General features: G+C 44.7%; 13 protein-coding genes. All 13 read right to left on the reverse strand.

The features are described 5' to 3' along the window. Nucleotides 1–34: 34 nt before the first annotated feature. The gene (cydC, locus tag NKR21_RS19785; protein WP_144455259.1) at nucleotides 35–1768 is read right to left on the reverse strand and encodes a thiol reductant ABC exporter subunit CydC; all 1734 of its coding nucleotides are present in this window, start codon (nucleotides 1766–1768) and stop codon (nucleotides 35–37) included. Continuing rightward, nucleotides 1758–3494 (reverse strand): thiol reductant ABC exporter subunit CydD, encoded by a 1737-nt coding sequence (cydD, locus tag NKR21_RS19790; RefSeq protein WP_144455257.1) that lies wholly within the window; start codon nucleotides 3492–3494, stop codon nucleotides 1758–1760. Before cydD ends, cydC begins: the two co-directional genes overlap by 11 nt. After that, complete coding sequence (gene cydB / locus NKR21_RS19795) at nucleotides 3494–4510, reverse strand: cytochrome d ubiquinol oxidase subunit II (protein WP_012011719.1); 1017 nt, start codon at nucleotides 4508–4510, stop codon at nucleotides 3494–3496. Before cydB ends, cydD begins: the two co-directional genes overlap by 1 nt. After that, on the reverse strand, nucleotides 4497–5912 hold the full coding sequence (locus tag NKR21_RS19800) for a cytochrome ubiquinol oxidase subunit I (protein WP_088002588.1): 1416 nt from the start codon (nucleotides 5910–5912) through the stop codon (nucleotides 4497–4499). Before NKR21_RS19800 ends, cydB begins: the two co-directional genes overlap by 14 nt. Before the next feature lie 331 nt (nucleotides 5913–6243). Next, a complete protein-coding gene (gene isdG / locus NKR21_RS21215) occupies nucleotides 6244–7359 on the reverse strand; it encodes a heme oxygenase (RefSeq protein ID WP_391509401.1) in 1116 nt (371 codons plus the stop codon). 7 nt (nucleotides 7360–7366) lie between these two features. Beyond that, nucleotides 7367–8380, reverse strand: a complete 1014-nt coding sequence (locus NKR21_RS19815) for a FecCD family ABC transporter permease (RefSeq protein WP_144455253.1) — start codon at nucleotides 8378–8380, stop codon at nucleotides 7367–7369. Further along, nucleotides 8377–9315: an ABC transporter substrate-binding protein gene (locus tag NKR21_RS19820; RefSeq protein WP_144455250.1), complete on the reverse strand. Its 939-nt coding sequence runs from the start codon at nucleotides 9313–9315 to the stop codon at nucleotides 8377–8379. The genes NKR21_RS19815 and NKR21_RS19820 overlap by 4 nt, the downstream gene beginning before the upstream one ends. Nucleotides 9316–9333: 18 nt before the next feature. Next, a complete protein-coding gene (gene srtB, locus NKR21_RS19825; RefSeq protein ID WP_144455248.1) occupies nucleotides 9334–10086 on the reverse strand; it encodes a class B sortase in 753 nt (250 codons plus the stop codon). A gap of 26 nt (nucleotides 10087–10112) precedes the next feature. Beyond that, nucleotides 10113–10883: an ABC transporter ATP-binding protein gene (locus NKR21_RS19830; protein WP_144455246.1), complete on the reverse strand. Its 771-nt coding sequence runs from the start codon at nucleotides 10881–10883 to the stop codon at nucleotides 10113–10115. Further along, the gene (locus NKR21_RS19835) at nucleotides 10870–11856 is read right to left on the reverse strand and encodes a FecCD family ABC transporter permease (RefSeq protein WP_144455244.1); all 987 of its coding nucleotides are present in this window, start codon (nucleotides 11854–11856) and stop codon (nucleotides 10870–10872) included. The genes NKR21_RS19830 and NKR21_RS19835 overlap by 14 nt, the downstream gene beginning before the upstream one ends. Nucleotides 11857–11889: 33 nt before the next feature. Continuing rightward, nucleotides 11890–12777 carry a heme ABC transporter substrate-binding protein IsdE gene (isdE, locus tag NKR21_RS19840; protein ID WP_144455242.1) on the reverse strand — a complete coding sequence of 296 codons (888 nt, stop codon included), beginning with the start codon at nucleotides 12775–12777 and terminating at the stop codon, nucleotides 11890–11892. A 74-nt stretch (nucleotides 12778–12851) separates the two neighbouring features. Further along, the gene (locus tag NKR21_RS19845) at nucleotides 12852–14627 is read right to left on the reverse strand and encodes an NEAT domain-containing protein (RefSeq protein ID WP_144455240.1); all 1776 of its coding nucleotides are present in this window, start codon (nucleotides 14625–14627) and stop codon (nucleotides 12852–12854) included. An 18-nt stretch (nucleotides 14628–14645) separates the two neighbouring features. Beyond that, nucleotides 14646–15299 (reverse strand): heme uptake protein IsdC, encoded by a 654-nt coding sequence (isdC, locus tag NKR21_RS19850; protein WP_144455238.1) that lies wholly within the window; start codon nucleotides 15297–15299, stop codon nucleotides 14646–14648. Nucleotides 15300–15303 lie beyond the last annotated feature (4 nt).

The raw sequence follows: 15303 nt of genomic DNA on the forward strand, positions 1-15303 counted from the left end.
ATCTCTGTCCGAACGTTCTTGTCATTTCATCTATTTATATTGTAGAAAACGGCCGATCCATCTCATACAATTTTTGATAGCGCGGGTTTTCTTTCAGTAGTTCCTGATGCTCCCCCTGCATCTCAATTTGACCATCTTCAATAAACATAATGCGGTCACATGCCTCACAGCCAGTGAGATGATGGGTAATCCAAATGACCGTTTTTCCTTTCAACACACGGAAAATGGTTTCAAGCAACTCACGCTCTGTACGTGGGTCAAGTCCAACGGTGGGCTCATCTAATACAACAATCGGGGTGTTTTGCAGCAAAATACGGGCTAATGCCATCCGTTGTCTTTCTCCCCCTGAGAAACGAATCCCTGTCTCCTGCACACCGGTGTGATAACCCTCTGGCAAAGATTCGATGGTATCGTGCAGCTGCACTTGTCTCGCTGCTTCTTTTACTTGTTCCTCTGTCGCATGAGGAGAGCCTAAGCGAATATTGTTTAAAACAGAGGTATCGAATAAATACGGCTGCTGATTGAGCACTGACACATAGGTAGACACATTCTCTCGAATGCTTTCGACCGGTTTCCCCTGAATGCTGACAGCTCCTTGATTTGGCACGACAGCTCCTTCTAACAATTTCAAAATAGTCGATTTTCCTGCACCGCTTTTCCCTAAGAGAGCAAGTGATTCCCCTTGCTTTAGTGAAAATGAGAGTTGCTTTAGCACGGGTTGGTGCAAATCATACCCAAAGGACACTTGTTCAAAAGAAACAGCTTTATCTTGAGAAACAGCCGACTGGTCAACTGTCTTGCGCTCAGATTCTCCTTCATACGAAAGCTTTTCATAATGATGTAATCTGCTGACAGCATGCTGATAGACCGGAATATCACCTGCTGCATCTGAAAGTGGAAGAAAGGCCTCTGTTAACGGAAAAAGCACAAGCACGAAGGCTGCAATTAGGGTGTGTGACATCGAGCCTGACTGGACGACGGAACCGCTCCAATACACGACAAGCACAACAGCTCCTCCAATGATAAGCTGTGCCAAAAACTGGCGCAGACGGATAAATCGGTGCTTGGCTGCTTCAAGCGCTAACAGCTGCGCTTCTTTCTTTTCATATTCATCCACAAAATCTTTCTGCCTGCCGCTAAACAGCCAATCACTCACGCCCATGACGGCATCTGTTAAATGGCTATACAGTTCATTTCTGCCTTTTTTCATTTGAATTTGTCTCGCCCGGTTCACTAGCACTGTGACGTATGGGAAAACAAATACAAGAAGTGCCATATAAATCAGCATTAAGCCAGCAAAAGGCCACGAGAATAGACCAAGTGCCCCAATGGATGCTGCGTATAAAAGCAGTGCACCGATGGATGGAAAGATGGTTTTTAAATAGGCGTCCTGTAGTCTCTCAACATCATCTGACAAGAGCCCTAGCATTTCACCTGTACCTAGCTTTGTCTGTTTCGCACTTCGTTCAGCCATGTCATATAGGCGGACACGCATTTTTTCAATCATGGTCAAAATGAGCTGGTGGCTCGCCAATCTTTCTGCATAACGGGCAGCTGAGCGTGAAATACCAAAGGTACGGACAGCTACAATTGGGACGTAGACCATAAGTATATTCTCAGGTCTTGTGGCAGCTTTTGAAATGAGAAATCCTGACGTATACATCAGCATAGAAGCAGAGAATACTGCAATTGCCCCTAGAAATAAAACCAGCGCAAACAGCTTTTGATTCTCCTTGATATAAGGTATAAACCAGCCTTTACTTACCATGTGTGACCGCCCCCATTTGCTCCTGTACCAATTGATAATACACGCCTTTTCTTTGCATTAATGATTCATGTGTACCCATTTCCGCAATTGTTCCTTCATCCATGACAATGATCTCATCCATATCTGGCATCCAATGGAGCCTATGTGTCGCTAAGAACACAAGTTTATCTTCAAACAGCGGAAGCATTGTTTTCTTCAATTCATACTCTGTCTCAATATCGAGATGTGCCGTTGGTTCATCTAACAGCATAATGGACCGCTTGCCCAGCACCGTTCGCGCAAGCGCAATTCTTTGTGCCTGTCCGCCGCTTAGTCCTCTTCCTTGTTCTCCAATGACCTCATCAAAGCCATTTGGTAGCTGCGCCACGAGCTGAGATAAGCCCGCTTCACTGGCAGCTCTTTCCACTTCTTCATCTGTTGCATGCGGTTCATAAAAACGAATGTTTTCTCTTAATGTCATGTGAAATAAATAAGGGTGCTGCGGCATATAGACGACTTCCTTTTGCCATTCCTTCATCTGTAAATGCACAAGTGGATTGCCGTTTAGTGTGATTTGACCTGAAGTCGGTTCAACAAAGCCGCCAAGCACATCGGTTAACGTCGATTTCCCTGAACCACTGGCACCAATGATTCCGATTTTCTTCATCCCTTTGACAGTGAGGTCTACATCCTGAATTGAATAAGGAGCATGTTCGTCATGCTGGACACTCACATCATGCAGGGTGAGTGCAGACTGTTCATTCCACTCGTTCAATTGCACTGATTGTGTCTCCTGCGTGCGGAAGCCCTTTTCTTCTAAAATGACCTGCATCGCTTCATTCGCTTCTTTTCCATTTAGCGTGGCATGATAATCATTTCCCACTTCACGTACTGGCAGGAAATATTCTGGTGCCAGCATGAGCGCCGTCAAAGCCGGCAATAAGAGAAGCTCTTCTTCAATTAATCGTAAGCCAAGAAAGACAGCGACGGTAGCAATCGACAGCATGGAAAAGAAATCAAGCGCAAATGATGAAAGAAATGCGACCTTCAGCGTACTCATGGTCGCCTTTCGATATCGCTTTGACACTTCTCCGATATTGCGAGAATGTTTTTTACTAATGCCTAAGTAACGAAGCGTTTCAAGGCCGCGGAGAGAATCAGTAAAATGATTGGATAATTTCTCATACGATCTCCATTGTTTGGCCGCTTTACGCTGAGCGACAAGACCTAGCAAAATCATAAAGATAATTAATATCGGTAGCGTCACGATTAAAATAACAGCAGATGTGTCGTCTAATGTCCAAACATAGATGAGGACCATTGCCGGTATCACTGCCATGTTGACCATTTTCGGTAAAAACAACTGTAAATACTGACGATATTGAGCAATTCCCTCCATCGCTAATGTGACAAGTTTTCCTGTACCCTTTTTCTTTGTGAAAGCTGGGCCTAAACGAAAGAGTTGGTCTAACAGCTGTTTTCTGATGTCTGCTCCAATTCGGGAAGAGTAGGTAAACATGACCTTCTCCCGAATCAAGGTGAGACCGTGCCGCACAAGAAAGGCAGCAAGAAACAGCAGGACATAAGGCGTTGCCTGCGAAAGGCTTTTCCCGTCAAACAGCGTAGTAATGGCATGTGCCAGCCACTGTGCTTGGAAAATAATACTTGCTCCTTGGATGAGTGACACAATACCTAAGAGGGCAAGAAGCCCTCTTATTCCTTTTAATTGAAGCAAACGTTTATCCATTAGTAGGTCATTGGCTCCTTACCGCTTACACGTTTACGGAAGACGTAATAGCTCCAAATTTGATAACCAAGCACAAAGGGCAGCAAAGAAATGGCAACAATCGTCATGACCGTCAGTGAATAAGATCCAGATGCAGCGTTTTGAATGGTCAAATCAAATGTATGGTTGATTGAACTAATCATGACGCGCGGGAACAATGCAGTGAAAAGCATCGTCACTGTCACCATGATGCCCGCACCTGTGAATAGGAATGTCCAGCCATCACGTTCTTTTTTCATAAAGAATAGCGCCGCTACGTAACAAACCACGATGAGAACAGTTAACGGAATGGTGATGATCGGGCGTACCGTATAAATGTCTGTTTCCATAATAGATACACCAACAAATAGGACAAGTACTGGCAGCGCAATCAGCAGGACACGCTTGCCAAGCTTTCTCGCACGATCTCTTAAATCACCCTCTGTACGAAGTGTGACGAAAATCAATCCGTGCAGAAGGCAAAGAACCGTTACAGCTAATCCGCCAATCACTGAATAAAGGTTCACAAAATCCGTAAAACCAGCGTACATGTTCATGTCTTGATCAATTGGCATCCCGCGTAAAATACTTGTGAATAGCACACCGAGTAAAAACGGTGGCAACAGACTGCCAAAGAAAATGACCCAGTCCCAAGCTTTGATCCAAGAGGCTTTCTCAACCTTCCCTCGGAATTCAAAGGCAACTCCGCGCCCGATGAGCGCTAAGAGGAGAACCGCAAACGGTATATAGTATCCACTGAACATCGTGGCATACCAGTGCGGGAAAGCAGCGAAAATTGCGCCCCCAGCTGTAATCAACCAGACCTCATTCGCATCCCAGAAAGGTCCAATCGTGTTAATTAAAATGCGGCGTTCGTGCGCATCCTTACCAAGTAGCTGCATGGACATCCCAACACCAAAATCAAATCCTTCTAAGAAGAAAAATCCAACAAACAATACTGCGACAAGAATAAACCAAATCTCGTTAAGATATGCCATGATATGCGCCTCCATCAAATGGATCTGTAGACAGGTCCGTTTCATCCTTTTGATCTGTATCCTCTTCCGAATGTGCACCTTTTTTAATTTCTCGAATGAATAGGTAGGCAAGCAAGATGGCAAGAATCAGATAAATCGTCGTAAAGCTAATGACTGAGAATAACAGCATGCCGTACGATACGTTTGGTGAAATCGATTGAGCCGTCGTCATCATTCCAAAGACCGTCCACGGCTGACGCCCAATTTCGGTCATGATCCAGCCAGCTGAGTTCGCAATGAACGGGAATGCAATCATCCCTACCATGAAGCGTAAAAACCATTTGTTCGTTTCGAGTTTTTTTCTAAAGCTTAAGTACAAGCCAATCATACTGGCAAAAATCATCAGCATGCCGGCACCAACCATGATTCTAAAGCTCCAGAACGTTGTTTTTACTGGCGGAATATAGTCTCCAGGACCAAACTTTGCTTCATATTCTTTTTGAAGGGTCAGCATGCCTGGCACATCTCCACTAAATTTTGAATAAGCCAAGTAACTTAAAGCAAACGGAATATTGATCTCCGCAGAGTTTTCTTTTTTATCTGTATCAATATTGGCAAATAGTGTCCAAGCCGCTGGATCTCCACTATCCTTCCAAAGGGCTTCACTTGCTGCCATCTTCATCGGCTGTGATTCCATTAAGTGCTTCGCTTGGTCATGTCCAGAGAACGCCACACCTAAGCCAGAAATTAAAGCGAGAACCATCGCAATCTGGAATGATTTTTTGAAAAAGGCGATTTCTTGTTTTTTGATCATTTTATAGGCACTAACTCCTGCGATAAAGAATGCACCTGTAGCCAGCGCACCAAACAGAACGTGCGGGAATTCAACCCAAAGCTGCGGGTTTGTTACAAGAGCGCCAAAATCATTCATTTCTGCACGGCCATTTTTAATCACAAATCCAACTGGTTCTTGCATAAATGAGTTGGCGAGTAAAATCCAAAACGCCGAAAAGATCGTACCAAGGGAAACAAGCCAAATACACAATAAATGAATCTTCTTCGGCAAGCGATCCCAGCCGAATATCCAAAGTCCAATAAATGTAGATTCAAGGAAAAAGGCAAGCAGTGCTTCAATGGCAAGCGGTGCACCAAATACATCACCGACAAACCTTGAATAATCTGACCAGTTCATCCCAAACTGGAATTCCTGGAGAATCCCTGTCACCACACCTACTGCAAAATTGAGTAAGAATAGATGACCCCAAAACTTCGCCATTTTTTTATAAATCTCTTTTTTCTTGACGACATAAAGGGTCTGCATCAATGCAACGATAAACACCAAACCTATTGACATAGGAACAAAAATAAAATGAAATAATGTCGTTGAAGCAAATTGAAATCTTGCTAAAAACAGCTCACTCACAGCCTTACATCCTCCCTTACTTTCACATGCCGAATGATTTGAAATATTTATGCTCACCATTTCACAAAATGTTCACTATTTGTTCAACGATTCACAAATAATAGCCTGTTTGAAATGGTTTACTCGGTGAAATTTTACTCTTGCTTTTCATTCGGTTAGTTATTTATACCTGTACTTTACACCCATACGCTTCAAAAATAAAGTAAATTTTACCTAAAAATTGGATGGTATTGTGTCAGTTGTTTGAATACTTTGTCAAAGAAATGTGACAGAAAGTAAAAAAACGCAAAAAAATAGCGCTGCACGTGAGCTGCAGCGCTTTGTTTCTTTTTTAGGCTTTTTTCTGTAAAGCCGGTCTAGTCACTTGTACTTCATAGTACGTAATTTTGTTTTTCAATAGGCCTTCAGGTTTCGCTTTTCCATGAGCGTGCGCATCACCAAATGCCTGAGATTTTGTCCAGTTCACGAAGTCTTCTTTTCGATTCCAGCGTGTATGAATGGTCACTTCATCGTAATCGGTTGTCTGCTGTGTGACCCAGACTTCCATGCCTAAAAATCCTTCCATGAATTCTACCTGTCCTTGCTTGTTAAAACGTTTGACGAGGTGGTCGGCACTGCCTTTTTCTACTCTTACCTGGTTATTAACAATGATCATGTTTTGTTCATCTCCCTTTTGTTGTTGGATCGAAGCGATTGGAATAATCAGCGGATGCTCACCATCTAAGTGAACCTCAGCCTGAATCCCAAAGACCTCTTTGAAAAAGCTTTCTGTTAATACGTCTTTTGGTGTCCCTATTTGATAAATCTGACCACGCTTCATCACGATAAGGCAGTCACAATATTTTGCTGCCTGCTGCAGGTCGTGAAGAACCATTAAAATGGTGATTCCATGCGTCTTATTCAGCTGTTTGAGTAGCTCTAGTAAATCAAGCTGATGCGCAATATCTAAGTAAGTTGTCGGCTCATCCAGAATAATCGTCTCTGTCTTCTGAGCAAGCGCCATCGCAATATACGCTTTTTGCCTTTCTCCGCCAGACAATGTATGCAGCATTCTATTTTCATTGATACGGCTATTGGTCACATCAAGCGCCCACTCAATCGCTTCTTGATCTGTCTTCGAGCTTTTTTTCCAGATCGAACGATGCGGACTGCGTCCAAGTGCGACCAGCTCCCGTACGGTCATAGATGGAATAGCTGTCCTCGTCTGCATGAGAACGGCGATCTCCTTTGCAATCTCCTGAGCCGTCATCTCTTTTTGCGGTATATCATGAATGTATATCATGCCGCTTTCGATTGATGTAAGGCGTGCGGCTGCTTTAATAAAAGTCGACTTCCCTGATCCATTCGGTCCAATAATGCCTGTCACGCTTCCTTTAGGAACAGCTGCTGATATAGATGAGAGCTGAAAGCCTCCTTGACTGAGACTCACGTCATCCATAGCGATCACATCCAACTTAACCCCTCCCTTTCTTTTTTAATAAATAGAGGAAGAAAGGTGCACCGATGCAGGCAAGCAAGATACCGACAGGCAGTTCAACTGGCGTAAACCATACCCTTGCCGCTGTATCTGCAAAAACCACAAGCACGCCTCCGCCCAGCATTGAAATTGGCAGCAGGTACCGGTAGTCATCTCCAATTAAAAGACGGATAAAATGAGGAACGACCAGTCCGACAAAGCCTATTAAGCCGCTCACACTTACTGCTGCACCAGCTAAAAGTGCCGCTAGTGCAATTAAGAAAAACCGTGTGCGCTCTACTCTGAGACCGAGTAGCTGAGCTGATTCATCGCCAAGCAAAAGAAGATTTGCCGGCTTGATGGCAAAAAAACAAAGGCACAACCCAGCGAGCGCATAGGGCGACACGAAGCTTAGATGATGCCAGCTCCGTCCATTTAATCCTCCTGATAAAAAAGGCAGGACAGCCTGCACACGCTCACTATAAAGCACCATAAACCCATTCATCACCGCCCCAAGCAGGGCATTGACTGCCACTCCCGCCAAAATCAGCTTCAGCGGGGAAACCCCTTGATCAAATGAGAGCATATACACCACAAGTGCCGCTAATAAAGCGCCAAGGAAAGCAGAGGCTGGCAGCAGATACGTGAATTGCGGAAACACGATCATGCTGAGTACAGCAGCCAATCCGCCGCCAGCTGTCACACCGATGATGCCAGGGTCTGCGAGTGGATTTCGGACGACTCCTTGTAAAATCGCCCCTGATGCTGCGAGACAAGCTCCAACGATGAAACCGATGAGAACGCGCGGCAGGCGTAAATCCATCACTATTTTCTCATGGACAGGCTGACCTGAGCCCGTCAAAGCAGCCAGTAAGTCTTGCATTGTTAATTGAACAGAACCTAATGCAAGTCCTAGACATGCACCTACAACTAACGAAATGAACAGCCCAGGTATCAGCCATCTTCGCCTCGACTGTCTTTTTTGAAAATCTAATTCTGCATTCATTTTCATGATGACAATCGCTTCAATCTTTTCTCTAGTTCATCAATCGCTCTCATCACGTCTGCACCTGGATTCGTCCCAAATAGATCACTAGGCAGAATCTCGACATGTCCATGTTTGACGGCTGACACATCGTGCCATGCGGCATTCTGTTTCATTTCACTCATAAAGCCCGCTTTCACATCTTCAGGATTGCTGTGAGTCATAAGCAGGATAAGATCAGGATCAGCTTCGATGACCTTCTCTGCATTGATTTGAGCGTATTGAGGGAATTTCTCGAGTGCCGGTTCATTCTCCGCAATGTTCGTCCCTCCAGCGATGTGCAGTAAATCTCCGCTCAAGGATTGAGGTAGCGCCGCCATATATGTGCCAGGTGCCCCGTATACAACGAGTGTCTTCACTTTTTTCTGAGGCTGTTTGACCTGCTTTTTCCGCTGATCGATTTGCTTGTTAAGCGCTTTTGCCTTTTGCTGCTTTCCTAGCAAATCTCCGAATAACGTAATTTGTCGCTGGATGTCCTTTACTGAATTGGCACTTGTCAAAAGAAGCTGTGAACCAATTCCTTCTATTGTAGAGATGTCCTTGCTGTTTAATTGTTCATTCCCAAGTACTACATCGGGCTTTAAGCTTGTGATGAGCTCTACATCAAATTGATGTGTTGTACCAATTGTTTGGACAGATGTAGCCTGTTGTAAGCTTTCTGGTAATTCGGCGGACGGACGACCGACCACCTCGCCTCCTAAGGCATATAGGATGCTCATGTCTCCAGTCGATAATGAGACAATACGCTGAGGGGAGTTTTCAAACGACAGTGTTCTGCCGGCAAAGTCCTTTATCTTCAGCGCACCTTGTCCGCTCCCTTTCTCTACGGGTGCTGCCTGACTGCATCCGCCGAGGAGAAGCATCAAGACAAGACCCATGAAGATCACATGTGAGAATTTCAACCGCCTGTCTCTCCTTTTCTAGTAAACTTTCTTTAGCTTTGCCTGTACCACGAGACGCCCGTTTTTCGGTGCAAGCACATGATCACAGGTCGATAGAGTGAGGATGAGGTCATCTGTGGACACGTCTGTTTTCGTTTGATAGATTGATTTTTTCCGCACAGCTTGCAAGTAGTGCGCATATTCGCCAAGATCTTGAAAATCGGTTTGAATATAATCGAAGTCCACCGTTGTTTCATACACGGCAAAAATCTCCGCCTCATAGCTTCGATACAGCGTATCGTATTGAAATGTCCGATGTTCATCGAAGAAATCCTTTTTTAAATAGTTTGTGAGTCCAGCGAACATGGACCCATCCCTCATTCGATGCCCGTACACCACAGTATTCGGGCTTTCATGCAAGACGTCATTGCGATAATCCATAAAAATACTGCCTGCCCTGGTGTCATTTTTTAAATAATTACGGGTTAAGTAGAACGCATTATCGCGAGATTGGACGATTGGGTACTGAATCATTGTGTCCTTCATGTTGATCCAGCCGACAATGTCGTCGTTTACCTTCCGCAGTTCATCAAATGACGTACGAATGGTTCCTGGCTTCCGGCGTTCATTCATTCCTGGCTCATGTCCGTACATCGTCTGAGCCTTTGCAAGCACCTGACGATTTTGATAATAGCCGAACAATTCTAAGCCAATGGCCGAACCGCTATAAATGAATACACCTAAACAGACGATTGTCAGCATCCGCTGCCAGACCCGTTTTCCTCTTTTCACACTGTCTCACCTGCTTTTTGCACAGCTTATATACCAACAGGCACGATGTACATCCCTGTTTCTGCATCCTGTTTAATCGTGACGGACACATCATAAATGTGCCGCACATTCTCTTCTGTTAACACATCGTTTGGCTGTCCTTCACTGATAATACGCCCATCCTTCATCGCAATGATGACATCGCTGTAGCGGACAGCCTGATTCATGTCGTGCAGCACCATAACGATTGTTAGTCCATGTACGACATTGAGCTCACGGATCAGCTCAAGAATGTCAAATTGATAGTAGATATCCAAATAGGTTGTCGGTTCGTCTAAGAAAAGGATCGGCGTTTTTTGCGCAAGTGCCATCGCAATCCATACTCGCTGCCGCTCACCGCCTGACAGTGAGGCGAGCGGCACCTTTCGTTTTTCCGTTAGCTTTGTACTAGAAAGCGCCCACTCTATCGCTCTCTCATCCTCTTCCTTGTCTCCTCCGCGCATCGTCTGATACGGCGTTCTGCCGAATGCCACGACCCTTTCGATCGTTAAATCAAGCGGTGCTTCATTTTGCTGATGAACGACAGCGAGCTTTTTTGCCAGTTCCTTTGGCTTAAACGCATTCAGCGCTTGGCCGTCTAAGTGAATCTGCCCTTTGTTTGGCGCATGGTTATGCGCCATCAATGAAAGCAGTGTGGATTTACCCGAGCCATTCGGACCGATAATGGTTGTGATTTTCCCTTTTTCAATCTTTGTTGTGACCGATTGAACGATGTCCTTCTGCTGGTCATATGAGAATGACACCTCACGAATGTCCATGGAGACGATCCCCCCTTCTTAGTAAAAAGATCAGAAATGGTCCGCCAATCACGGCCATGATCGTAGAAGCAGGAATTTCATTTGGCGCGACAAGCGTCCTGCCGAGTGTATCAGCCGTTAGAATCAGCAAAGCCCCGCCTAACGCAGAAAATGGAATGAGTACCCGGTGATCCGAGCCGACAAGTCTTCTTGAAATGTGCGGGATAAGCAAACCGACAAACGCGATCACGCCCGCTACCGCTGCTGTCACCGCCGCAAGCAATACAGCTGTAATGGAAATTAAAAGGCGCATTCTGGTCACACGCAATCCTAAATTTTTCGCTGTCTTGTCCTGAAGAGCCAAGAGGTTACACCACCTACTAAAGAAAAGGGCTACGACAAGACCGACGACACCATAGACTCCGATTAAACGGACATCTCCCCACGTTTTCATCGTGAGATTCGACTGTCCTGACTGATTGATCGTGATATTGAAATAACTGCAAATGGTCACAAATGCTTCAGCCATTCCAGTAAACATGGCATTGATGGCGATCCCAACCAAAATCATACGGATGGGGCTTAATCCACCCTTCCAAGACAGAACATACACGAGGAAACACGCAATGGCTCCGCCTAACACCGAAAATAAAGGAGAGTAGAAATAAAATTGAGGAAGTGCTGTTATGGCCATTAAAGAAAAGAAGCTGGCTCCTGATGAAATCCCAATGACGCCGGCATCAGCTAATGGATTCCTCATGACCGACTGTAGCAGTACACCGGAGACTGATAAGGCGGCCCCTGTAAACATGGCAATGAGCATGCGAGGAATTCTGAGATCTTTAATGATTTCTACCTGTGCATGTTGACCGGTGATGAGCCCTTCCAATAATTCAATCGGGGTGACATGAATGCTCCCAGTAATGGCGGAATAAATAAACACGCACACTAGTAAGACACTGACTGTCAGAAATAAAATCCCTGTTTTTTTCATCTTAAACGTCCTTTTATCATTCAGATTCGCCGCTTATGACGGATACAGCATACGCATTAGTTCATCTAGTGCTTCTGCTGCCTTTAAATTGCCTGTTGTCCCGAATAAGCTTTCTTCGAGGTCATACACCCGGTTTTGCTTGACTGCATGAAAATGCTTCCAAATGTCATTCGTTTTAAATTCTTGATCAAACATGCGGACGACTTCATCTGGCATCCCATGTGCGGCCCTAAGGATGATATCTGGATTGGCTTTTTGTAAATACTCCGTATTGGAAGCCAAATACTCCATTTTCTCACCTTTGACAATGTTCTCCCCGCCTGCGATACGTACAAGATCACCAATATATGAATGCTCTGTCGCCACCAAATAACTGCCTGGTACACCAAGTAAAATCAGAACGGATGGCTTTCGTTTTCCCTTCGTCTTCTCTTGTATGTCTTTCTTTTTTTGTTCAAAATCATTCACGATGCGCTTGGCTTGTTTCTTTCTGTCATACTGATCTCCGAGCTTCGTGATCGCCTTCTCCATGTTAGCCATGCTCTCAAGATTTAAGTATGTAGCAGGGACACCTGCTTGCTGAAAGGGTGTCTCTAAATCATATTGAAGGGTTGTCACAGACAGGACATCTGTCGGTTGAAGTGATTGGATGATTTCCATGTCTGGGCTCATTGGATTACCGACTTCCGGCAGTCCTTTATAACGAGCTGGCAAGGATTTTTGGCTAGTTGGCACCCCGACAAGATCGATCTCTAAGGCATCCATGATCTCCACAGCGGCTACAGTCGTTGCCACAATGCGCGCATTTGACTCTACGCTTTTTTTGCTTTTTGCTGAGCTTTCAGCTGACTGTGAGCAGCCCGATAAGATCACGCACACACCGAGGGCAGCGATCAAGGTACATAACATTCGATGCTTCAAAACAAAAGCCCCCTTTCGAAAAAAGAGAGTGGATGCGTCGATGGTCTCGGCGCATCTCACTTCAACTAAACCATTTATCTTGTTCTTGTTTGATACTTTCTAACGAGTATGAATAATGACCCGCCGAATAAAAGAATATACACCCAAAGAAGAGAGGTATCTCCTGTTTTTGGATTCAGCTGTCCAGTCTCAGACTTGGTTTGGTCATCTGATGGAGTAAAAGTTAACTGTTCTGCGCCTGTTTCCTCTGGCACTAAATTCTCAAGTTGATTCGGTTGATTTGGTTGAGAATCGCGATCATTTGGATTTTTGACAAAGCCGACACTCTCATCGTCTCCAATGACCGTTCGAATCCCGCTTCCTTCACCAAGAGCAATCCCTTTCGTGTCATAGACAAGTTGGACATCGTACTGCTCATGATAATTCGCAGCCGGAATATCAATTTTCACGCGTGCTCCCTGAGCCGTGCTTAAGTTTTTGACTTCATATTGAATCACTCGTGTATCTGATTTTTGGTCTGTTTTTGCAACAAGCGTCTCCTCAAACTTGCCGCCTGTTCCTACTTGGAAGGACGTGATGGCTGAGCTATTCTTCACTGTATATGAAACGAAATGGCGGCCATTTTTCACAACCAGTGTCGCAGGACTCACGACGTAATCGTTCATACGAGAAAGCTCATCCTTGTCTGCTTTCTTCATAGAAAAAGGAAGCTTGTATACACCGTCTTTAAGCTGATCCGTCTCTTGAGCAGCTCCGTCGTTATTTGTTTCTGGTGATGGTGTGTTTGGTTTTGGTGTTTCTGTTGTAGCAGGCGTTTCTGGCGTAGCAGGCGTTTCTTCCTCTACCTGTCCGCCTTTAAGTGGCGCAATACTCTTTGCATCGAATTGAAAACGAATATCGTAGGTTTGCTCATAGTGAGCGGCTGCTACGACAACGTGTACTTTTCCTTTGACCGCTTTTTTCAAATCTGCGACATCAAATGATACCACTCTTGTGTTCTTTGCTTTATCTGTACTGACAGTCTTCACTTCTTGATAAGAACCGTTTTTCTCTGTTTTCAAGGAAGCGACAGACGTATCGTCCTTCACCGTAAAGGAAATGGTTCGTTTTCCATTTTTGATGGTTAAGGATGCAGGATGTGAGAAGTATTGATTCATCCGAGATGACTCATCTTCATCCCCTTTAAGCACACTGTAATTGATGCGGTACTCGCCATCTTTCAGTTGATTTTGTGTAGAATCCACTGGCTTTGTGCCATTGTTATTACCTGGTGTCGTCTGCTGATCGTCTGGCTTTGTGCCAGCTTGGTCATCTGGCTTTGTTTCGCTATCGTCCGGCTTTGTGCCAGTTTGATCATCTGGCTTTGTTTCGCTATCGTCTGGCTTTGTACCAGTTTGGTCATCTGGTTTTGTTTCGCTATCGTCTGGCTTTGCAGGTGTAACGAGCGTTAGGCTGCTTTGATCGAATGCAAGCTGTACGTCATATGCTTCGTCATAAATAAGGCCGCCTAAATCCCAGTAAATTTTCACCCAGCCGTTTAATTTGGCTGATAAGTCGGCAACATCAAATTTGATCACACGTGTATTGGCAGTTTCATCCTCACTAACGGTTTCAGTGGTGACATAGGCAGTCGTTTTGCCATTTTCCACAATCAGCTTAGCTGGCTTTTCTGTATACGTATCCATCATGGACGCTTCTGTGCTGCCATTTTTTAAAACAGTGAACCCGACTGTGTATTCACCATCAACAAATGATGCAGCTTGAGCCGTTCCTTGAGGAATCTGAAATGCAGTCAACAAACTGAATAAAACGAGCAGAATGGCTGCCTTTAGATGTAAAAGACGTTTCAAATGGTGACACTTCCTTCCTTAATGCTTGATGATCCACTTTCTTGCTAAAAATCCACCTGAGCATAGAGCAAGTACAAGGAGCCACCCTGTCTGGTTTGTATCACCAGTTTGAGGATTCTCTTCTTGTTTTGTCGTGGATGAATCAGATGTTTTCGTTGATTCTTTTGATGGCTGCTGCTTTTCTGCCTCACCCGCTGATTTGTTTGTGCTGTTAGACGAAAGTGATTTCATGCTGCTCTCATCAAATTTCAGCTGAATGGTATAATCATGATCATAATCAGCAGATTTTACATTGACATGTATTTTTGACTTGATTGGTTTAGACAAGCTCTGTGCTTGGAACTGAACAATCCTTGTGTTGGCTTTTTTATTGGTTGAGAGAACCGTTGTATCGACATAGCCGCCATTTCCGGGCACTTTAAATTCCGTCACCCAGCTGCTATTTTTAATGGTCATTTGTACTGTCAGCTTACCGTTTTTTGCAATCACTTTTGCTGGCTTCAGCCAGTAATCATTTGCCATGGAGACCGCATTTCCTTCAGCCTTGAGCACATTATAGTTGACGGAGTATGTACCATCCTTTAACGTGGCAGCCTGTGCGTTTGAAAAAGGCAGCATAAATGCCAATAATAAAGCGGTCATGAAGACTGATAGCCTCATCATTTTTTTCATCAAG

This window comes from Bacillus sp. 1735sda2 (genome assembly GCF_024159245.1).
Taxonomy (GTDB): domain Bacteria; phylum Bacillota; class Bacilli; order Bacillales; family Bacillaceae; genus Bacillus; species Bacillus pumilus_O.

Excerpts from the sequence above, each read along its gene's own strand:
- cydC (WP_144455259.1), bottom strand. The coding sequence starts at position 1,768 with ATGGTAAGTAAAGGCTGGTTTATACCTTATATCAAGGAGAATCAAAAG.
- cydD (WP_144455257.1), bottom strand. The coding sequence starts at position 3,494 with ATGGATAAACGTTTGCTTCAATTAAAAGGAATAAGAGGGCTTCTTGCC.
- cydB (WP_012011719.1), bottom strand. The coding sequence starts at position 4,510 with ATGGCATATCTTAACGAGATTTGGTTTATTCTTGTCGCAGTATTGTTT.
- NKR21_RS19815 (WP_144455253.1), bottom strand. The coding sequence starts at position 8,380 with ATGAAAATGAATGCAGAATTAGATTTTCAAAAAAGACAGTCGAGGCGA.
- NKR21_RS19830 (WP_144455246.1), bottom strand. The coding sequence starts at position 10,883 with ATGGACATTCGTGAGGTGTCATTCTCATATGACCAGCAGAAGGACATC.
- NKR21_RS19835 (WP_144455244.1), bottom strand. The coding sequence starts at position 11,856 with ATGAAAAAAACAGGGATTTTATTTCTGACAGTCAGTGTCTTACTAGTG.
- isdC (WP_144455238.1), bottom strand. The coding sequence starts at position 15,299 with ATGAAAAAAATGATGAGGCTATCAGTCTTCATGACCGCTTTATTATTG.